The sequence below is a fragment of the Mammaliicoccus sp. I-M35 genome (assembly GCF_022386455.1).
GTDB classification, from domain to species: Bacteria; Bacillota; Bacilli; order Staphylococcales; family Staphylococcaceae; genus Mammaliicoccus; species Mammaliicoccus sciuri_A.
In genome coordinates, this window is the sequence record NZ_JAJNIL010000010.1 from 23121 (window position 1) to 43591 (window position 20471).

Below are 20471 nucleotides of genomic sequence, written 5' to 3' on the forward strand. Positions count from 1 at the left end.
TCTCTCATTTTTTTAATTTTTTTGTCCGCTAACGATCTTGTTTACGTTTCTTGAGCGTTAGAATTTCTAACGATCTTGTTTTTCATTCTTGATCGTTAGCGCCTAGTTTTCTCTCATTTTTTTAATTTTTTTGTCCGCTAACGATCTTGTTTGTGTTTTTTGAGCGTTAGAATTTCTAACGATCTTGTTTTTCATTCTTGAGCGTTAGAGCCTAGTTTTCTCTCATTTTTTTAATTTTTTTGTCCGCTAACGATCTTGTTTGTGTTTCTTGAGCGTTAGAATTTCTAACGATCTTGTTTTTCACTCTTGAACGTTAGCGCCAGGTTTTCTCTCATTTTTTTAATTTTTTTGTCCGCTAACGATCTTGTCTGTGTTTCTTGAGCGTTAGAATTTCTAACGATCTTGTCTGTGTTTCTTGAGCGTTAGAAACCCTATATTCTACTATTAAATAGGTTCTAAATTACTTTCAATTTCTGCTCTTCTTGATTCTAAAAATCCTGGTAAGTCTAGCTGTTGTCCAAGTTCCGACACATCATCATATGGCATACCTGGTCCTTCTGTCGCAAATTCAATCAATATATGTGAATGTCTATAATATAAGCTTTTAAAGAAATCTCTATCCACTATTCCAGAATGTACAACGCCTTTTTCATCTAATAATTCTTTCACTTTATTTAATTCTTCTTCGTCTGCTACGGATAATGCAAGATGGTGAATACTTCCTTTACCAGGTCTTTCTCTTTCACCTTCTACTTCTTTCAATATAATATCGCTATACAATCCTTCAAAATCAATCGTATATAATAATTCACTTTCAGAATCTACTAACTCAAAATGCAAATCATTTTCCAGGAAATTTTTCATTTCTGAAACATCATCAATTTTAAATTCTACAGGACCCATACCCATAATTTGATGTTCTTCTGGTACATCTGTGTATCTATTATGACGCCAACTTTGCGGCACCTTACGTTCACCATTAGGTAATAATACCATTTCCAATCCTTCGTGATCTCTAAAATGTAAAGCTGTCATACCGTTATAAATACCAATAGCGTCATGATCAACATCAAGCTTTTCAAAACGATCTTTCCAATAATTTAAGCTTTCTTCACTTGGTACTAACAATCCAATTCTTGAAATCGAGTTCGTACCTTTATAAGTTTGTCCCATCGGTTTAAGTTCGAAAAATGTTAAAGAAGTACCAGGCGAACCAACCTCATCACCATAGAACAAATGATACATAGAAGGGTCATCTTGATTCACTGTTTTTAAATATAAACGTAGCCCTAATTTTTCTACATAAAATTCTTTATTTAACTTAGCATCTTTCGTAAGCATCGAAATATGGTGGTGCCCTAAAATTTCTATCATAATCGTACCTCCCATTAATTTAACTACATTATACGCGCATCAGATTCATCATTACAAAAATTATACTCACATGTAAATATAAAGACACCAGTCATAGTGACGTCACTATGACTGGTGTCTAGTTATGCATATTTTTTATATAAATAGTCGTATATTTTTTCGAATCCTTCAACCCAATATTCCTCAACCATGTCTTTAATATAGTCTTGGTATAGATTCATATATTGAGTAACCGCTTCTCTATGCTTTATAGAATTATTACAATCATTTATATGATTTAACTTTGAATAAATATCAGCAGGCAGATGATGTGCAGCTTTTTTACCTAGTACTGCTTTCTCAGGATAATATTTATATAACAATACTTTAATTGCATGATTAAGTGCATTATCAATCATTTGAGTCGTCCATAAATATTGCCCTCTTCCAACTATATGATCATATTGAAAGATAAACCAACAACTATCTAATGCTGAATCTATGAATACCTCTTCAGTTATACTTAAATCTTTTTTATCATATTCCTTCAATCTACCGTTAGGGTCATATATCACTTTTATATCATCTGTTTGAGGATAATCATGTTCATGAACAATATAACAATCTATATGTAACATATCTTCAAATACACCAACGATTTGAGGGCATATAATTTCCACTAATTCTTTATATAACAGCGGTTGATATTGCTCTAGTGCATCTACAATACTGTCATATACTTCTTCAACTTGTACCTCGCGTTCTAACATGACATAAATATCTAAATCAGAATAGGCATCATTTTCCCCTCTAGCAATAGACCCCTTTAAAAATATTGATAAAACTCCATTTACCTTTTTCAAAGCCGGTACAATTTTCTTTAAAGCTATTTCGTATCTCATATTCCCACCCCTTACTTAAAAATTCAGATTATTATAATATATCACAATTACAATTGAATAATATATGCATATTTTTCGAAAAATGATTTTTTTAGCGTTATGATTATTGTTGTAGGGAGAGATACAATATGACAAGTGAACAGAAAAAGAGATCTATTTCATTATTATTAGCAGGATTCATCATTTTTTCTAGCCTTTATGTTACGCAACCAATATTTAATGGGCTAAGTCAATATTTTAACGTGTCGCTATCTGATATCAGTTTAACTTTATCCGTTTCTACTTTTATGCTTGGTATTGGTTTAATTTTAGTGCCTATGCTCAACAATATTGAGAAGAAACGTATGATGTCTATTTCTGTATTACTTGTAAGTGTATTATCTATCATCAGTGTTTTCGTCACGAACTTCCATATATTTCTCATCATTCGTGGTCTGATGGGATTAGCTTTAAGTGGTGTGCCTTCTATCGCAATGGCATATATAGCTGATGAAGTACATAAAGATAGAGTCAGTAAAGTAATGGGTTTATATGTAGCAGGAACGACATTTGGGGGTATGTCTGGTCGTGTAGTTGTTGGTATTCTAACAGACATCGCAAATTGGCAAGTTGCGATCGCATCGCTCAGCATCCTTAATTTAATACTCGCAATATTAATGGTTATTTTATTACCAACTTCAACAGTTCAAACACCACAATGGGTATCACCGAAACAACATTTCATTAAATATGGAAAACTATTAAAGAACTCAGCCGTTTTAAAAACGATGTCACTAGCATTCTTATTAATGGGTACCTTTGTCACAATATACAGTTATATAACGGTACGTTTCGAACATCCACCATTTTCACTTAGTGAGTCTACGATTGCCTTTATATTTATTTTATATTTAATAGGTACGTATAGCTCCATTAACTTTGGAAAACTCAGTTATAAACTTGGTATAAAAAAAGCATATGCAATCGCCATAACAATCATGATTGTAGGTATTATTCTTACATTCATAACATACTTACCACTTGATATATTAGGAATCGCCGCAATGACATTCGGATTCTTTGGCGCACATTCCATTCAAAGCAGTTATATCGCCACATTAACCGAATCAAGCAAATCACACGCCTCAACTTTATATTTATTAGGTTATTATGTAGGATCAAGTTTATTAACCATATTAGGCGGATACGTATTCGTACAATACGCATGGATAGGTATCGGTATCTTAACACTCTTATTAACAGTAATAGCAGCAATAATTAGTAGATCATTATTTAAAAATGTCGCTTAATATATCGAAAAACGCTTAGCTCGCGAATGAGCTAAGCGTTTTTTTATTCCAATCCTAATTTCTCTAATCCTAATGATTCTACTGTTAAACCTTCTGTATAGAAATCTCGCTCTAATATTGTTGATGCGATTACGATTATGGCATCTATGTTTGGTGTTGGTACACCGATTACTTTTCCTAAGCTTGACCAGAGTACTAAACCATATGCGATATCTTCTGTTAAGTATCTATTTTCTACTTCGTTTGGTCCGTTGATTTGTGAAAATACTGGACTTGTATTGAATAATTTATTAAGTGGTTCGTCTTCATCATCATTTGATAGGTAACCGCGTTCTATTCGTGCACCTTTTGCTGTATTAAGTTCGAAACCTAATTTTCTACCTAGTGACAATCTTTCCAATTCGACTGCATGCAATAACTTTACAGTATGAGTTGTAATGCCTTCTTTATATAAGGCAAATTCATCTGCATAGTCTATTCTACCTACGTTTAATAATGTTGGACCCGGATGTACTTCTGGATTCCCGTTTTCTAAGTTTGTCTTCCAAAGACTTTCTTCTTTAACGATATACGGATATAGTTCTTTAATCGTTTTAAAGCTTTCTGTTAAATAGCTTTTATCATATGTTGAGAAGTGTACTTTCTGAACGTTAAGAGATAAATTCACTTCTGCTTTATCATAATCTACACGTGTCCCGTACGTTAATGTATTCAATTCAGCAAACTTCGGCATTGTTTCAATATGTTGTTTCTCTAACACATTGATAAACCTAATAGATCCCATAGCTGCTGCGATATTGAATAAGATCAATTGATCATTATTAATAAGAGGCGCCATCGTTTTCGCATAATGTTCGATGAATGATGAAGGGATAATCATTTGTATCACTTCTGCATCTTTTAATACATACGACATGTCATCACTTATGTCAGTAAACTTAACAAACGTCTTGTCACCTTCATTTATAAAATCAAAGCCACCTCGTTCAAAAGCTTTATCAAATTTATGAATAGATTGATTACGACAATATAATTTTACTTCATGCCCTTTAGATATCATGTCTAGAGCAGCGGTTACGGCACCATTACCTGAACCTACTATTGCTATTTTCATATTATCCTTCCCTTCATTGAAAAATTAGTATATATAAATATATACCCAGGAAATTTTAACATAAAAGAAAAGTGAGTAAGACATCGATTTATGCCTTACTCACTATTTATAAAAATTCTATGATTGATATTGTTTTGATTTTTCTTCTATTGTTTGTGTAATGACATTAACAATAGTATCAATGTCTTGTTCTTCAATAACGAGTGGTGGTGCTAAACGTATAATATTGCCTTGTGTTTCTTTACATAAGACACCTTGTTCATTAATACTTGATACGATTGATTGTGCTTGCTCATTAAGTTCAATACCGATAAACAACCCACGTCCTCTCACTTCTTTTATAATTGGACTATCTATTTTTTTCAAACCATTTAATAATTTTTCACCAAGTTGTTGCGAACGTTCAGGAAGCGACTCATCTATAAGTACATCCAAAGCTGCAATTGAAACAGCACATGCTAATGGATTTCCGCCAAATGTTGAACCATGTGTACCTGGCGTCAATACTTGCATGACATCATCATTCGCTACGACTGCAGAAATAGGATAGAGACCGCCGCCTAAAGCTTTCCCTAATAAATAAATATCAGGTTCAACGCCTTCCCATTCCATCGCAAACATCTTACCTGTTCGACCTAATCCTACTTGAATTTCGTCTGCAATCAACAGAATCTGATGTTGCTCACACAAAGCTTTAACATCTTTAATGAAATTTTCAGGAGGGATATGAACGCCACCTTCTCCTTGTATAGGTTCTAAGATGATCGCTGTTGTATTGGGTGTGATAAGAGAAGCAATTTCTTCAGCATTGCCAAATTCACTGTATTTAATATTGCCTGCTAGTACACCAAAGCCTTCTTTATAACTATCGTTTGATGATAAGGATAGCGAACCAATTGTTCGGCCATGAAAATTACCTTCCATCGCAATAATTTCAGCATCAAGCGCATTAATACCTTTGATATCTTGACCCCATTTCGTTGCTACTTTGATGGCAGTCTCTACCGCTTCAGTTCCAGTATTCATAGGTAATACTTTATTTTTATTGGCTAACTTACAAATCTTCTCTTCCCAAATGCCTAAATTATCACTATACAAAGCTCTAGAAGTCATTGTAATCTTTTTACTTTGATCTAAAAATGCTTGAATAATTTTAGGATGACCATGCCCTTGGTTTAGAACCGAAAATCCAGAAACACAATCAATATATGTATTACCATCTGAATCTTTAACATGTGCACCTTTACCTTCAGTCAAAACAATATCTAATGGACTATAATTATTCGGGCTATACTTTTCTGTTAATGCGATAAACTGATTCATTGAGTACCCACCTTTATAATAAATATACTATAATTCGTATTAATATTCATAATCATACATTTGTTTTGTATATAAGTCAAAAGAAAAAAGCGACCGAGACACTACATTATGTCCCAGCCACTTCTTTAATTAGTATTTATTTTAATAAATGACTAATGGCATCATCTATATATGGATACTCAAATTCAAAGTTCTGTTCTTGCAACTTTTTAGGGAATACTTTTTGTACATCTAGAATAACGGTAGACTGCTCTCCCAATAACAAGCGCAATGCAAATTTAGGTACTGGCAATAGGTGTGGTCTATGAATCGCTTTCCCAATAGATTTGCCCAATTCATCTTGTTGGACTGGATGAGGACTACATAAGTTATAAACACCTTTAAATTGTTCATTTTGAATGAGCGTAGTGATACCTTTTACTAAATCATCAATATGAATCCAACTCATCCATTGCTTACCTGAACCAAGTGGACCGCCAACAAAGAATTGATACGGTTTAACCATTGTAGGTAGCGCACCACCCTCACTGGATAATATAACACCAAATCGACCTATAACGACTCTCGTTCCTAATTTATCAAATAGCCATGCTGTTTGTTCCCATCTTTCTACGACAGTCGATAGAAAGTCATGTGACAGAAACTGATCATACTCATCGTAAGATACCACTTTAGACGGCGGGTAGTATCCAACTGCACTTGCATTAAATAATACTTTTGGTGCATAATTTTGCTTTTCAAAATAATCGTATAGTCGCTTAGTCGATTCAATACGACTCTTCATAATGGCTTCTTTATGCTCTGGTGTCCAACGGTTGTTGAGACTAGCACCAGCCAGGTTTATCACGATATCAATTTGAGGTAAATACTCTTCCCAACCATCCTCAGACCAATTAATATAATGCACAAATGGTTCATCTGACGTTCTATCACTTCTTGTTAATATATAAATTTCACTATCTGTATTTAAGTAATGTGCAACTAAAGCTGATCCAACTAAACCCGTTCCACCTGTCATTAATATTTTTTTCATTTTATCCCCACTTTAATTTAAGTTGTTGTAAAAAATCATCTATAATAATATATACCCATTTATATAGATATTAAGGAGGTTAAATATGTTTATTAGACAAGCAACCATTTCAGATTTAAGTGAATTAGTCGAATTACGCAAAGCGCAATTAATTGATGAAGGTTCTAACCCAACACCCAATATAGATGTTGAACTAGAACAATTTTTCACGGACATGTTAACGAACAAATCGCTTTATCAATTATTAGCCATTGTTGATGATAAAATTATCGCAAGTGGTGCGATTATCTATTACCCATTTCCACCATCATTCACAAACCCTTCAGGTGAAAGAGCATACGTCACTAATATTTATACACACCCAGATTTTAGAGGCCGAGGCATCGCCCAAAAAATCATTACTGAACTCATTCAAGATGTTGAATCAAGAAATATCAAAAAAATCTTCCTCGCCGCTTCTACTTTAGGTAAACCAGTTTACAAAAAGCTTGGTTTCAAAGAAGTCAATGAATGGATGGAAATCAACTATGATTTATAAGCTATTAAATAGTTAACTGATTAACTTCAAACCTATCGTGCTTGCTAGAATAATGCCGATAAATAATATACGTTTAAATTCTTTAGACTCCCCGTAGAATATAATACCTAATAACGCACCGCCGACAGCACCGATACCAGTCCATATTGCATAGCTCGTGCTCATAGGTATTGTATTCATTGCGATGGATAAACAAATAAAGCTTAATACAAAGAATAACCCTAGTCCTAATAACGATGGGATATTATTACGTTTTGCATAAATGTTCATAAATAATACACCTAACATTTCAAATAAACCTGCCAAAATCAATACAATCCATGCCATGTTATGCACCCTCCTCTTCACGTGTTACAAGTTTCAATCCAATGACACCTATAATTAACGTCACGATTAAAATAACTTTTCCGATAACAACAGGTTCACCAAATAATGCGAAATCTACAATGGTTACGCCGGTTGCACCTAATCCAACATATACAGCATACGAAGTGCCTACTGGTAAATATTTAGATGCATTAATTAATAAATAGAAACTTACGACAATCGCGATAACTGTCAGAATCCATTCAAATGTATTATTTGCATGTGTTAAGCCGACTACCCAACCAACTTCAAATATTGCGCCAATGATAATTTTTATCCAGTTCATTTATATTTTCCTCCTTAAATTAAAAAGCCCGGGAAACTTATTTAATAAGTCTCCCAGGCTTTTATCCCTCCGTGTCACAAGTATCAACTTGCGGCTTTCTCTCGGTCCAGACTAACCACTCAGTTACGGAACCCTAGAAAGCTTTTATTCGATTAGTTCGAATTATAGCAAATGAATTTTTGTTGGTCAATAAAGTATCATTCGTATCTGAAAATTACAAATCACAACTTAAATCAGATATAATAGAATTAATAGATCATCATTTGAAGTGATTGAGGTGAAAGCATTGAATCAAACAGGATATCGAATTAAACAAAGAAGAGAAGAACTCGGATTTAGCACGTATAAATTAGCTAAACTGATTAACGTCAATCAGTCGACCATTTCCAGATATGAAACAGGTCAAACATCTAAATTAACACCATCAGTAGTTGAAAAATTATCAATCGCACTGTCTACAACACCCGCTTATATTATGGGCTGGGTAAACGTACCAGAAGCATACGAAGATGAAGAAGATTCACAAATTATTAATGATGCCATTCAATTATTACGTGGTTTAAACAAAGAGAAAAAAAGACAAGCACTAGCATATATACAAGAAATATCTCAAAAATCATAAAGTTTAAATTAAATAAAACGCTAACGAGTCGACTCGTTAGCGTTTTATTATTAATCTATTTGAACAGAGCCAACATCACTTCTAATTTTGACTAAGTTATCTCCTGAACCTACTTTTTTATTCTTTAATTCAGTGCGGTTAATTTGTGTATTTCCTACATCTTGTTCGATATCTAGTAACGTATTTTTTAACGTTTTATTATAAACCAATGTCACAGACCCTGTATCCGTTTCAATGTCTAATGGTGTATCAGCTGGTGCATCATTTAATCTAACGGTACCTGTATCACTTTGAATTTTACCATTCTTAAAGTTTGTCTTATTAGTTAAAATTTTTCCTGTATCTGAATATGCTTCAAAATTCCCTAAATCCGAATCATCAATGTTTATCATGCCCGTATCTACAACTAATGAAGTGTTATCCGCTTTAATATCACGTATATTCAGTTTACCTGTGTCAGTCGTTACATCTAGTTGCTCAAGATTTTTAGGTACTGTAATTTCAATTTCATTATATGCATTCTTAAAGAAATTAAAATTAATCATCAAATTTTGTTCTTTTAAATTGACGTTTAATGTTTCGTCTTTTACTTTAGAAGTTATATCAAATTCATCTTTATTCCCTACAGATGTCACTTTAAATTGATCGCCTTTTTTGATTGTTACAGCAGCATCACTTGCATTAACATTTATATGTTTAATGTCTTCTTGATAAGTCTTATTTAAGATCGTTTCTTGTTTCGTATTATCTGCTTCTTTTTTCCCGACAGCAAATGTCAATGTACCAAATACGATAAATAGAATAAGTCCTACACTAAACAATATCCATAATAATTTCTTCATGATTTAGCACTCCCTTTCACGATAGAAATATTCCAACGTAAATATTTAACCGTTAATTGATATGACCATTTTGTTAATAAATAAGTGACCACAAACAGCACGAGTCCTAAACCAAAGCTGGCTAACACAATATATACATCTAATTGATGCACTGCATCAAAGCCATTATAAACACCCTTTACAATCAACATCGCTGGCGTAACGAGTAAAGATAGTGTTGTCGCCATAAAACCAAATAGCACCGAAATCATAATGACAAAAGGAATCAAAATAACAAAGAAATTCAATAAACCTAGTCCCATTACAGATATAATCGCTTGCCACACGTTACCTACTTTATGATGAGATTCTGCTCTATCTATCGCTAAAGTTGCATTTATTTCCTTGGCAATATCTCTCGGATGTCCGAGTTCTTTAGCAATATTCTCTTCTGTTTGTCCATCTTCAACACCACTTATAAAGTGCGTTTCATATTCAGCTAGAATATCTTGTTTATCTTCCTCAGATATATTCTTTAAATACTTATTTAACAAATTTAAGTATTCTTTCTTACTCATTACTTTCACTCTCCTCTAAAAACAAATTCACCGCATCTGTGAAACTTTGCCATTCTTTTAACAACTGCTCTAATCGCTCATTACCTGAATCTGTGATCTTATAATACTTTCTAGCTGGTCCTTCAGTAGATGGCTCATAATATGTTGTTAAATATGCTTCTTTTACGAGACGTCTTAACAAAGGATAAACCGTTCCTTCAGAAATCGTGATTCTAGGTGTGATTTTTTGAATTAATGAATAACCGTATTGATCTTCGCCTTTAATAATAAGCAATACAATAAATTCGAGTGCGCCTTTTTTAAATTGTATGTTCATATTTTTTCCTCCACTTAACCCAGTACTATACAATGTATAATAGCTCTTGATGAAAATATAACACACACTATTATACATTGCAAGGTACTAAATTATACTATGCTATAAATTTTTTATATTTAGCTAACTTATTGGTATATTAAGTACAACTAACAATAAGGGGGATTAGAATGAACGTAAATTACAGAACTGACGAAACGCACGCTCATCAAACGATTGATGTATCCATACATTCTCATAAGTCACATGTATTCAAACTTTTAGGAACGACTGAAGGCATTAAACAGTGGTTTCCTGAATTATCTTTTGAAGAAGAACGAGCAGGTAGTCAATTAATCTTCGACCTCGGTAATAGTGAATATGAATATGCGAAGATTACAGACTATCATCCAAACGATCATATTGGATATGACTGGGACCAAGGTCATGTAGATTTTTCATTAGAAGAAAATGGGGACACTGTGACGTTAACATTTAAAGAATCATTACCATTCACTTTTGAAACCATTGCGAATGATTTTACAGGTTGGTATTTTCAAATACAAAGTGTAAAAAAATTAGCCGAATCAGGACAACCATTATCGAAAGAAGCATTTGATTTTAAATCAAAGACCGACGAAATAGAACAAACTTTAAACTTAAATTAGTAAAAAAGCCAAACCACATGAGTAACATGTGATTTGGCTTTTTTATTGATCAATCTATTAATTTCATTCCATAATAAGCAACTATAAATGCGATAAGTGCAAATATAATTGGCGTTACAATGGCAACGACTCTATCTTTAAATTTATCTTTCCTTGTTCTTTCACGAATTGTTTTTACATCTTTACCATTCATATAATCCATAATTTGACTATATGCTTTAATATTATGGACTTCTTTAAATTTATCTACTTTATAAGCAAAGTACATACCGATTAACCAAAGAACAAAAGGTACAAATAATCCATACATGCCCATTAACATCATACTCGGTATAAGTAGAATAGCAGCAAGTCCCATAAAGATCATCATTAACCAAGTCCACTTATCAAATACTTTTCTATCCATTTCTCTTTTCATCATGTTTACATCTCCTTTTACTAAATGATCTAAGGAGACATCAAATATATTACTTAGTAGCAATAAAGATTCAATATCGGGGTAACTCTTACCCCTTTCCCAATTAGAAATAGACTGCCTACTCACAAAGACTTTTTCAGCTAGATCTTCTTGAGATAAGTTATATTCTTTTCTTAAATGAATAATTTGCTTACTTAAATTCATATCGATGTCCTCCTTGTCATCACCTTAATAAAAGATTCAAAAACAGTGTATCAAACATCGTTGTCATTGCATTAAAAATCCAGAAAAAACTTTGCCAAAGATATTTTGCATCGTTGATATGAAGGGATTTATAAAAAGAAGCTTACACTTTGAAAAACTGTGTAAGCTTCTTTAACATCATGTGTTATCTACTATTCATGGAGCTTTGAATACCTTCTATAAATCCAGCAATAAAATCTGATAATGCATGCATAAATATTCCAAATACAACCATAAAAAATAAGCTCTTAGCATTAACAGGAACTTTCTTCTTATACATATACAGACCAACTATTAATGCAGCGATTAATGTGATGATAAATTGCATGTTGATTGCCCCTTTCACATAACGATAATGTTAATATTTGTAATTATTATAAAATATTGTAACAATTTTGACAATATTTCGCCTCCAAATTGTTATTTTACACGCGCGTTGTTATAATTTATCTAAAATGAGGTGAACTTCATTGTCTAATTCGTCAGTTGCAGAAAGTTTTTCTAAAGGACATTTTGATAAATGTAATGCTTATTTAGATCAAGATATTGAATGGCATATTGTTGGCGATACAGTATTGAAAGGTTATGAAGAAGTTGCAAATTATTGCACCCAAGTCGCACATTATTTTGAAACCGTAACAACGCAATTTGAAATTCACGATACGATTAAAAGTGACCACCAAATTGTCGTTATAGGTACTGGTTATTTTTATAAAGAAGGTATTCAAATAAACAAGATAGATGCATGTGACATATACACATTTAGAGAAGATAAAATTATAAAAATACAGTCATATTGTATAGAGAATAAATAAATATTTCTCAGTCTTCGTGCGATATACCCTGATTTTATGCCCTTGCGCACGATATCTCAAAGTCTTCGTGCGATATGCCCTGATTTTATGCCTTAGCGCACGATATCTCGAAGTCTTCGTGCGTTTCACCCTGATTTTGTACCCTCGCGCACGATATCTCGAAGTCTTCGTGCGATATACCCTGATTTTATGCCTTAGCGCACGATATCTCTCAGTCTTCGTGCGTTTCACCTTGATTTTGTACCCTTGCGCACGATATCTCAAAGTCTTCGTGCGATATACCCTGATTTTATGCCTTAGCGCACGATATCTCTCAGTCTTCGTGCGCCTACACTTGATTTATTCCACAAAAAGAACCAGCAAAGATTCACAAATCGCTTGTGATTTTTGCTGGTTTTATTATTCACTCATAATATTCTTTCAACATATTTAAATACTTTTTCTTTCTTCTTGGTGAAACATGAAACTTAAATTGACCTTCGTTTTCTGTTAATTCATAGTTTGTTAATCTTGTTATTTGAAACAATTTCTCTTTCGAAATATTATGCTTCTTAATTATTTCATTAAGTTCTTTATCTAAGTTTTTTGACATAGTATTAAAGATAAATACCCATTGTGGTATCACTACTATACTAAATTTTAATACTGTTGATTTTGTGTTTGGCTCATCCCACAGTATGATCACTAGCAATAACCATGGAATAAGAATGCAAAGGAAAACTTGAAATGGTTTTTCTACAAAAATTTTAGTGAATATGTCCATAAATATCAACCCTCAAATATAATTTTCAATGTTAATTATATTATATGGTTATACATATCATATTTCAAACACTTCTAATATTAATGATTCCTTATTTTGCTCAATTCTATTTTTGTAATTGCTTTTCTATATATCCGCGCTTCTCTTCTAAATGTTCTGGTAAGTATAACGGGATGTCTTGAAATGCTTTGTCTTCAAAGGTAATTTCTTTCATATTAAGCTTTAAAGTCGCAACTTCAAATAGCAGTTGATTCGGATCTCTATAGTAAATGGATTTAAAGAATCCTCGATTTTTAATTGGTGAATGGACCATATTTAATTTATCTAAAGCTGTTTCAATTTCTTGCAATTCACTTTCGTCTTCAGCTGAAATAGCAACGTGATGTATTCCACCAAATCCTTGATCTTCAAGTGGATTAAATGTGTCATAAATAAAATGTATTTCATGATACATATCTTGATTACGATTATGCAAAATCTCTACATTTAAATCTGTATCAAAGAATGTCTGCTGACCTGCTGATGTCCAATTATATAATGATTGGAAATGTTCTATACTTGCTTTAGGATATCTGACACGTGCATGTATAGAATCTAGACCAAGTATTTGATACTCTACTGGCACGGTACTTTGTTCATCTGTATTAAATTGATGGACATCTTCTTGATCAGAAATAACGATTAAACCGAGTGGCGTATTATCCGGTCCTTCAAAGCGAATTAGACTGCGGTCAGTGTAAACTTCAATGCCGTAATGGCATACTTCATATTCATCAAACCGTGCTTCCCAATATTTCAACGATTCTACAGAAGGCACTTTAAAAAGTAATCGATCAAATGCATTAGCACCAAACTGATTATCTTTACCTTCTTTCATTTCAAAAAGTGTCACTTCTGTACCTGGTCGCCCATATTTATCCGCAAAGAAAACATGATACATTTCATAGTTCTCTTGATTAACAGTCTTCATTAGTAAATTAAGACCTAATATATTACGATAAAAATTGAATGATTCTTCTGCATCATGATTTATAATAGATACATGATGTATAATCGAATTGTGATTCATAAACAACAGCCCTTTCACATTTATGGAGGAGATAAAATGGAATATTTCTTACAAGAAAATCCCAATAACAATACTTTAATTGTACTTTTTCATGGAACAGGTGGCAATCAATACCAACTTCTTCCTTTTTCAAGTATATTAAACCCTGAAGCTAACATTTTAGGCTTACAAGGTAGTGTTGGCCAAGGACAAGAAAGACGTTTCTTTGCAGCGCTTCAGAACAACACATTAGACCGACATGACTTCGAGCAACAAACCAAATCTTTTATAGATTTTTGAAATACATTTATCAAAGAACACGATTATGAAAAAGTCATATTTTTAGGTTATTCAAACGGTGCGAATTTCATATTAGGATTACTGGAACAACACCTTATTAAAGTTGACCAAATCTTATTGCTGCACCCATCAGACCTCGACTATCATATTACGGAAACTTATAAAGAAACATCCGTCATTATCACGACAGGTTCAAATGATTATTTAACAATACCCGGTAAAGTAAAAGCACTATCAGAACAACTCAAACCATTATTTAAAAACGTTCAATTCGAACTACTCGACGGCGCCCACGAACTAGAAGAACCAGAAATTGAACATATTAAAACAATCCTCTAAACCAAAAGTTTAGAGGATTGTCTATTCTTTATATATAATTCAACAAATTTCACTGAATATATTCTCTTAAATATTTCCCATACAGTCCGACTTCTCCATTCGCCAATACGTGACTGTAATGTTTTAAGACAACCCTCTTCGTTTCCCAGCCTTCTTGAGCGTAAAATGCTTCCCCTTCTTTACTTGTAAAGAAAGCATCAAATGGGTCATCTTCAGTCTTTCCACCTACGTGATCATTTTCTCCAACAATCCATGTTAACGGGAATGATCCTTTTACATGTTGTGACTTTTCAATATGAGTGGCAATCCCTTCTTTCTTTGGAGAACCTCCTCCTCCAAACATTATTGCACCACCAGATTGAACATTTAGTTCTGGTAATTTATCCAGCACCCAATATGCTGTTGTTTCTGCACCACCTGAAAAGCTACCTATCCATAATTTTTCATGATTTGGTAAAGAAGCAATCAATTCAACTCAATATTCCACATTGGCTTCTCCATTCTTCCACCACTGCTCTTCATCGTTAACAGACTTCGGCACAACTAAAGTTAACTCTTTTTCTTTAGCAACTTGACGGATGCCATCTTTCCCAGCTAAATAGACTTCTGAATCAGGATGATGAAACTCATAAGCACCATCACCATGTAACCACACTAATATTCCCTTAGCGTTCTTAACAGGATAAATTAAATATTCACCTTCTGTTCCATTTTTTGAAGTGAAATTCCGAATATCATGATCACTATCAGTTCTATTTGATATAAACAACATCACACAGACCACAACTACGATAAATATACATAATAATACTAGTAACTTTTTAATCGCCACTCCCTCCTAATAAACGTTTCAAATTATAACTTAGGAATGTATTTGTATATACTTAAGTTCTCTTTTATTATACAAAAATTCCCAGTAAAAAGGATGACTTCTACAAAAAAATCACGAGTGACTAAAGGTACATCCACCTAAAATCACTCGTGATTTTTATTTTATAAAGCTCATTAAAATAACTTACTTATTAATCTACAAGTTCGTATTTTTTAATTTGCTTTTCGATTTTTGAAACTTTCGCTTCTTCGTTTTCTTTCTTTTCTTTACTCATGTTTTTATGTTCTTCAACATGAGAAGGTCTAGAAATCCAAGCTTGAAAATCTTTCTTATCATTCCATTTAGAAACAATCGCGTATTCTAACTTGCTTCCCGTTTCAGACTTCCAAACTTGTGCATCAATAAAGCCCTCAAAGCCTTCAAAATCTTGTTTAGCATGACTAGCTTTATTATCTAATATAGCCTTAGATGCCTCATCTTTAGTAGAAAAAATTGCTTGTGCAACAAACATTCATAACGCCTCCTTGTCTATATATTCCAATATATCAAAAATAAAAATTACAAACATATGAAACGCTTAAATGAATTAATGAATGAATAACTTCAAATATGATATTCGTTTATCATTCTAGTTATTGCTATTTACTAGATAAAATATACTTATTTACAATAGCATCACTTATCCATAAAATATTTGTGACTGCTATTACTTTCTGATCTTTTTTTTCAGTGTATAGTATACCTTCTTTATCTTCACTATCTAAATTAAAATATTCTATTTTATCCATTTCCCAAGTTGCTAAATGTCTCTCAAACTTAAGTTTGTAATTTTCCTCTAAATTTTTAATATACTCTGGCTTTTTACCATTACTATCTTTAAATAATCCTAAATCTAATGTTTCTTTTTCATCAGCTATTATTACATGATTATTTAAAGCATTATTTTCATCAAATACATAAAGATAATAGGCTTCATTCGGCATGTTTTCTATTGTATTTTCTACAAGAAATTTTGATACTTTGTAACCGTTTATTCTATTTTCTTTATAGGTTATCTGCGGAACATATAACGCTGCATAGCCATCATAATGTGTTAATCGCGTTTTATAATCGCTAAAAGCTTCATTAAATTTCCTCTTTAATCCTCTAGTTTTCCCCATACTTTTAACTCCTTATATAATAAGTTTTAACTTCAATTTTTTAACATTTTATTTGGATATCCTAGGTGTTCCTAGATAATTACCCTATAAGAAAATTCGAATTACAACTTTATCTTTTTTATTTAACCCCTTTTTATGAGGATCACTAAGTTAGTAAAAACACTACTTATACACCCCTCAAATTACAACCACCTATAGTATATTGTGTCTTCATTATCACTTACATTCTAAACGACTCTATAATATATTAATCAAAAAAGGCTAGAAACACCAAATTTACGGTGTTTCTAGCCTTAATATTTACTATTATCTTACTCCCACTCGATTGTGCTTGGGGGCTTAGATGTAATGTCATAGACAACTCTGTTTACGTGGTCTACTTCGTTTACGATACGGCTTGATACTTTTTGTAAGACTTCCCAGTCAATTCTTGCGAAGTCACTTGTCATGCCGTCTATTGATGTTACTGCGCGTACGCCGACTGTGTAGTCATATGTACGGTAGTCTCCCATAACACCTACTGAACGGATATCTGGTAATACTGTGAAGTATTGCCAAATATCTCTTTCTAGACCTTCTTCACGCACGACTTCTCTTAGAATTGCGTCTGATTCTCTTACGATTTCTAATTTTTCTTCAGTAATTTCACCTAATACACGAATTCCTAAACCTGGGCCTGGGAATGGTTGGCGCCATACTAAATGTTCTGGTATGCCTAATTCGATTCCTAATGCTCGTACTTCGTCTTTAAATAGTGTATTAATTGGTTCAATTAATTGGAACTGCATGTCTTCTGGTAATCCACCTACGTTATGGTGTGATTTAATTGTTTGTGCAGTCTTTGTACCTGATTCAATGATATCTGTATAAAGCGTACCTTGTGCAAGGAAATCTACGCCTTCTAATTTTGATGCTTCGTCATCAAATACATATACAAATTCATTACCGATAATTTTACGTTTTTTCTCAGGATCTGAAACGCCAGCTAATTTACTCATGAAACGGTCTTTGGCATCTACTCTAATGATGTTCATATTGAAGCCTTCACCAAAGTTCTCCATTACCATGTCGCCTTCACCTTTTCTAAGCAATCCATGGTCTACGAAAATACAAGTTAATTGATCACCAATAGCTTTATGAAGTAATACTGCTACAACTGATGAATCAACGCCACCACTCATCGCACATAATACTTTACGATCGCCAACTTGTTCTCTAATTTTTTCTACTTCGATTTCAACAAAGTTTTCCATTGTCCAGTTTCCAGTACATTCACAAACACGACGAATGAAGTTTCTTAATAAGTCATTTCCGTATTCAGTATGTCTTACTTCTGGATGGAATTGTACACCGTATAATTTTCTTGATTTATCTTCAATTGCTGCATTTTGACAACTTGGGCTGTCTGCAATGATTTCAAAGTTCTCAGGAATATCGATTACTTTGTCACTGTGACTCATCCAAACTGTTTGACTATTAGGTAAGCTGAAGAATAACTCGTCATCTGATTTAACGTTTAATGTTGCTTTACCGTATTCACGTTCGTTAGCTCTTTCTACAGAACCACCTAATAATTTAGTCATTAATTGCATACCGTAACAAATACCTAAAACAGGAATACCTAATTCAAAGATTTCAGGATCAACTGTGAATGATCCTTCTTCGTATACTGAATTTGGTCCACCTGAAAGTATAATACCTTTAGGATTCATTTTTTTAATTTCTTCGATTGAGATTTCATGGTCGTGTAACTCACTATATACGCCCATTTCTCTTATACGACGTGTAATCAATTGATTATATTGACTACCAAAATCCAATACAAGAATTAACTCTTGTTCAAAAGCCATTTCCATAATTGTCGTTCTCCTTTAATTAAAATGAGTAGTTTGGTGCTTCTTTAGTAATTTGAACATCATGTGGATGTGATTCTTTAAGGCCTGCGCCAGTCATTCTAATAAACTGAGCTTCTTCTCTTAATTGTTCTAGGTTAGCTGATCCTGTATAACCCATACCGCTCTTAATACCGCCAATTAATTGATAAATTGTATCTTGTAATGGGCCTTTAAAGTCAATTCTACCTTCAATGCCTTCTGGTACAAATTTCTTAGCTGCAGTATCTTCTTGGAAGTAACGGTCTTTAGAACCTTGTTCCATCGCACCAAGTGATCCCATACCACGATAAACTTTATATTGACGACCTTGGAAGATTTCTGTTTGTCCAGGGCTTTCTTCTGTACCAGCAAGTAAGCTACCTAACATAACTGCATTTCCACCTGCTGCTAAAGCTTTCGCGATATCACCAGAGAATTTAATACCACCGTCAGCAATAATTGCTTTACCATAGTTACGTGCTTCTGTTGCACAATCATAAATAGCTGTAATTTGAGGTACACCTACACCTGCAACGACACGTGTTGTACAGATTGAACCTGGTCCAATACCAACTTTAACGACGTCTGCTCCCGCTTCAAATAATGCTTTAGTACCTTCACCTGTAGCAACGTTACCTGCGATAATTGTAACTTCTGGGTATGATTCACTAATATGTTTAACGACATCTAAGACACCTTTAGAGTGACCATGTGCAGTATCAATAACAAGTGCATCTGCGCCAGCTTCTACTAATTTTTGAGCACGAATTGGTGTATCTTTAGCAATACCTAATGCCGCTGCAACAAGTAAACGTCCTTCACTGTCTTTAGCTGCATATGGGAATTCGATTACTTTTTCAATATCTTTAATTGTAATTAACCCTTTAAGTTTACCCTCTTCAGAAATTAATGGAAGTTTTTCGATTTTATATTTTTGTAAAATTTCTTCTGCTTGTTCTAACGTTGTGCCGACTGGTGCTGTTACTAAATCTTCTTTAGTCATAACATCAGAAATTTTAATTGAGAAGTTTTCGATAAATCTTAAGTCACGGTTTGTAATAATACCGACAAGTTCCATATCTTCTTCGTTATTAACGATTGGAACACCAGAAATACGGTATTTACTCATCAATGCTTCTGCTGCGTACACTTGCTCATCAGGTGTTAAGAAGAATGGGTTTGTAATAACGCCATTTTCTGAACGTTTAACTTTTTGTACTTCATCTGCTTGATGTTCTATAGACATGTTCTTATGAATAACGCCTAAGCCACCTTGTCTTGCCATAGCAATCGCCATTTTAGCTTCAGTAACTGTATCCATACCAGCTGAAATGATTGGAATATTTAACTTAATATTTTTTGAAAGAGATACGCTTAAGTCTACATCACTTGGTAATACCTCTGATTTTGCTGGTACTAATAATACATCATCGAACGTTAAGCCTTCTTTTTGAAATTTGTTTTCCCACATGAATATAACCTCCACTAATT

27 protein-coding genes and 1 riboswitch are annotated in these 20471 nt (G+C 33.2%); of the genes, 7 read left to right on the forward strand and 20 right to left on the reverse strand.

Going from position 1 to position 20471, the window contains the following annotated elements:
* Window positions 1-444: 444 nt before the first annotated feature.
* Together LQ679_RS11425 and LQ679_RS11430 are read right to left on the reverse strand one after the other, a co-directional pair.
* A complete protein-coding gene (locus LQ679_RS11425; protein ID WP_239762945.1) occupies window positions 445-1374 on the reverse strand; it encodes a VOC family protein in 930 nt (309 codons plus the stop codon).
* Window positions 1375-1496: 122 nt separating this feature from the next.
* The gene (locus LQ679_RS11430; RefSeq protein WP_239762948.1) at window positions 1497-2255 is read right to left on the reverse strand and encodes a nucleotidyltransferase domain-containing protein; all 759 of its coding nucleotides are present in this window, start codon (window positions 2253-2255) and stop codon (window positions 1497-1499) included.
* A gap of 128 nt (window positions 2256-2383) precedes the next feature.
* On the opposite strand from LQ679_RS11430, the gene LQ679_RS11435 reads away from it, so the two are divergent.
* Complete coding sequence (locus tag LQ679_RS11435; protein ID WP_239762952.1) at window positions 2384-3544, forward strand: MFS transporter; 1161 nt, start codon at window positions 2384-2386, stop codon at window positions 3542-3544.
* A gap of 43 nt (window positions 3545-3587) precedes the next feature.
* Here the strand turns inward: LQ679_RS11435 and LQ679_RS11440 are convergent, their stop codons facing one another.
* The 3 genes from LQ679_RS11440 to LQ679_RS11450 form a co-directional block, all read right to left on the reverse strand.
* Window positions 3588-4658, reverse strand: a complete 1071-nt coding sequence (locus LQ679_RS11440; protein WP_206166539.1) for an NAD/NADP octopine/nopaline dehydrogenase family protein — start codon at window positions 4656-4658, stop codon at window positions 3588-3590.
* Window positions 4659-4775: 117 nt separating this feature from the next.
* Window positions 4776-5981 carry an ornithine--oxo-acid transaminase gene (gene rocD, locus LQ679_RS11445; RefSeq protein WP_239762956.1) on the reverse strand — a complete coding sequence of 402 codons (1206 nt, stop codon included), beginning with the start codon at window positions 5979-5981 and terminating at the stop codon, window positions 4776-4778.
* Window positions 5982-6117: 136 nt separating this feature from the next.
* Window positions 6118-7014, reverse strand: a complete 897-nt coding sequence (locus LQ679_RS11450; protein ID WP_107576834.1) for a TIGR01777 family oxidoreductase — start codon at window positions 7012-7014, stop codon at window positions 6118-6120.
* Window positions 7015-7099: 85 nt separating this feature from the next.
* Here LQ679_RS11450 and LQ679_RS11455 point away from each other — a divergent pair, with 85 nt between their 5' ends.
* On the forward strand, window positions 7100-7552 hold the full coding sequence (locus LQ679_RS11455; RefSeq protein WP_037589389.1) for a GNAT family N-acetyltransferase: 453 nt from the start codon (window positions 7100-7102) through the stop codon (window positions 7550-7552).
* A 12-nt stretch (window positions 7553-7564) separates the two neighbouring features.
* On the opposite strand, the gene LQ679_RS11460 is transcribed toward LQ679_RS11455, so the two are convergent.
* Complete coding sequence (locus tag LQ679_RS11460) at window positions 7565-7879, reverse strand: DMT family transporter (protein WP_037589390.1); 315 nt, start codon at window positions 7877-7879, stop codon at window positions 7565-7567.
* A gap of 1 nt (window position 7880) precedes the next feature.
* Window positions 7881-8204 (reverse strand): DMT family transporter, encoded by a 324-nt coding sequence (locus LQ679_RS11465; protein WP_025906137.1) that lies wholly within the window; start codon window positions 8202-8204, stop codon window positions 7881-7883.
* A 48-nt stretch (window positions 8205-8252) separates the two neighbouring features.
* Window positions 8253-8352, reverse strand: a riboswitch (guanidine-I (ykkC/yxkD leader).
* A gap of 138 nt (window positions 8353-8490) precedes the next feature.
* On the opposite strand from LQ679_RS11465, the gene LQ679_RS11470 reads away from it, so the two are divergent.
* A complete protein-coding gene (locus tag LQ679_RS11470; RefSeq protein ID WP_025906138.1) occupies window positions 8491-8826 on the forward strand; it encodes a helix-turn-helix domain-containing protein in 336 nt (111 codons plus the stop codon).
* A gap of 50 nt (window positions 8827-8876) precedes the next feature.
* Here LQ679_RS11470 and LQ679_RS11475 read toward each other — a convergent pair whose 3' ends face one another.
* The 3 genes from LQ679_RS11475 to LQ679_RS11485 are packed head-to-tail and all read right to left on the reverse strand — an operon-like array spanning window position 8877 to window position 10541.
* On the reverse strand, window positions 8877-9668 hold the full coding sequence (locus LQ679_RS11475; protein ID WP_239762957.1) for a DUF4097 family beta strand repeat-containing protein: 792 nt from the start codon (window positions 9666-9668) through the stop codon (window positions 8877-8879).
* Window positions 9665-10225 (reverse strand): DUF1700 domain-containing protein, encoded by a 561-nt coding sequence (locus LQ679_RS11480; protein ID WP_232174547.1) that lies wholly within the window; start codon window positions 10223-10225, stop codon window positions 9665-9667. Before LQ679_RS11480 ends, LQ679_RS11475 begins: the two co-directional genes overlap by 4 nt.
* Window positions 10218-10541 (reverse strand): PadR family transcriptional regulator, encoded by a 324-nt coding sequence (locus LQ679_RS11485; RefSeq protein ID WP_025906145.1) that lies wholly within the window; start codon window positions 10539-10541, stop codon window positions 10218-10220. The genes LQ679_RS11480 and LQ679_RS11485 overlap by 8 nt, the downstream gene beginning before the upstream one ends.
* Before the next feature lie 170 nt (window positions 10542-10711).
* On the opposite strand from LQ679_RS11485, the gene LQ679_RS11490 reads away from it, so the two are divergent.
* Complete coding sequence (locus LQ679_RS11490; RefSeq protein ID WP_239762960.1) at window positions 10712-11188, forward strand: SRPBCC family protein; 477 nt, start codon at window positions 10712-10714, stop codon at window positions 11186-11188.
* Window positions 11189-11237: 49 nt separating this feature from the next.
* On the opposite strand, the gene LQ679_RS11495 is transcribed toward LQ679_RS11490, so the two are convergent.
* Window positions 11238-11810 carry a helix-turn-helix domain-containing protein gene (locus LQ679_RS11495; protein WP_239762962.1) on the reverse strand — a complete coding sequence of 191 codons (573 nt, stop codon included), beginning with the start codon at window positions 11808-11810 and terminating at the stop codon, window positions 11238-11240.
* A gap of 184 nt (window positions 11811-11994) precedes the next feature.
* Window positions 11995-12177, reverse strand: coding sequence for a hypothetical protein (locus LQ679_RS11500; protein WP_126476332.1), 183 nt, complete (start codon window positions 12175-12177; stop codon window positions 11995-11997).
* A gap of 142 nt (window positions 12178-12319) precedes the next feature.
* Between LQ679_RS11500 and LQ679_RS11505 the strand changes: the two genes are divergently transcribed.
* Window positions 12320-12664, forward strand: a complete 345-nt coding sequence (locus tag LQ679_RS11505; RefSeq protein WP_239762965.1) for a nuclear transport factor 2 family protein — start codon at window positions 12320-12322, stop codon at window positions 12662-12664.
* A 403-nt stretch (window positions 12665-13067) separates the two neighbouring features.
* Here the strand turns inward: LQ679_RS11505 and LQ679_RS11510 are convergent, their stop codons facing one another.
* Complete coding sequence (locus tag LQ679_RS11510) at window positions 13068-13256, reverse strand: hypothetical protein (protein WP_191092302.1); 189 nt, start codon at window positions 13254-13256, stop codon at window positions 13068-13070.
* A gap of 277 nt (window positions 13257-13533) precedes the next feature.
* Window positions 13534-14496 carry a VOC family protein gene (locus tag LQ679_RS11515; RefSeq protein ID WP_037589398.1) on the reverse strand — a complete coding sequence of 321 codons (963 nt, stop codon included), beginning with the start codon at window positions 14494-14496 and terminating at the stop codon, window positions 13534-13536.
* Window positions 14497-14532: 36 nt separating this feature from the next.
* Here LQ679_RS11515 and LQ679_RS11520 point away from each other — a divergent pair, with 36 nt between their 5' ends.
* Both LQ679_RS11520 and LQ679_RS11525 read left to right on the forward strand, forming a co-directional pair.
* A complete protein-coding gene (locus LQ679_RS11520) occupies window positions 14533-14775 on the forward strand; it encodes an alpha/beta hydrolase (RefSeq protein WP_239762968.1) in 243 nt (80 codons plus the stop codon).
* 117 nt (window positions 14776-14892) lie between these two features.
* On the forward strand, window positions 14893-15114 hold the full coding sequence (locus LQ679_RS11525) for an alpha/beta hydrolase (RefSeq protein WP_239762970.1): 222 nt from the start codon (window positions 14893-14895) through the stop codon (window positions 15112-15114).
* Between the two features lie 49 nt (window positions 15115-15163).
* Here LQ679_RS11525 and LQ679_RS11530 read toward each other — a convergent pair whose 3' ends face one another.
* The 6 genes from LQ679_RS11530 to guaB form a co-directional block, all read right to left on the reverse strand.
* Window positions 15164-15583, reverse strand: coding sequence for a hypothetical protein (locus tag LQ679_RS11530; protein ID WP_239762973.1), 420 nt, complete (start codon window positions 15581-15583; stop codon window positions 15164-15166).
* A gap of 6 nt (window positions 15584-15589) precedes the next feature.
* On the reverse strand, window positions 15590-15946 hold the full coding sequence (locus LQ679_RS11535) for a hypothetical protein (protein WP_239762976.1): 357 nt from the start codon (window positions 15944-15946) through the stop codon (window positions 15590-15592).
* A gap of 190 nt (window positions 15947-16136) precedes the next feature.
* Window positions 16137-16457 carry an antibiotic biosynthesis monooxygenase family protein gene (locus tag LQ679_RS11540; protein ID WP_037589416.1) on the reverse strand — a complete coding sequence of 107 codons (321 nt, stop codon included), beginning with the start codon at window positions 16455-16457 and terminating at the stop codon, window positions 16137-16139.
* Window positions 16458-16584: 127 nt separating this feature from the next.
* Window positions 16585-17106, reverse strand: coding sequence for a hypothetical protein (locus tag LQ679_RS11545; protein WP_204189003.1), 522 nt, complete (start codon window positions 17104-17106; stop codon window positions 16585-16587).
* A 311-nt stretch (window positions 17107-17417) separates the two neighbouring features.
* The gene (gene guaA, locus LQ679_RS11550) at window positions 17418-18962 is read right to left on the reverse strand and encodes a glutamine-hydrolyzing GMP synthase (protein WP_037589419.1); all 1545 of its coding nucleotides are present in this window, start codon (window positions 18960-18962) and stop codon (window positions 17418-17420) included.
* A gap of 19 nt (window positions 18963-18981) precedes the next feature.
* Entirely contained in the window at window positions 18982-20451 is a 1470-nt protein-coding gene (gene guaB, locus LQ679_RS11555) for an IMP dehydrogenase (protein ID WP_037589421.1), read from the reverse strand.
* Window positions 20452-20471 lie beyond the last annotated feature (20 nt).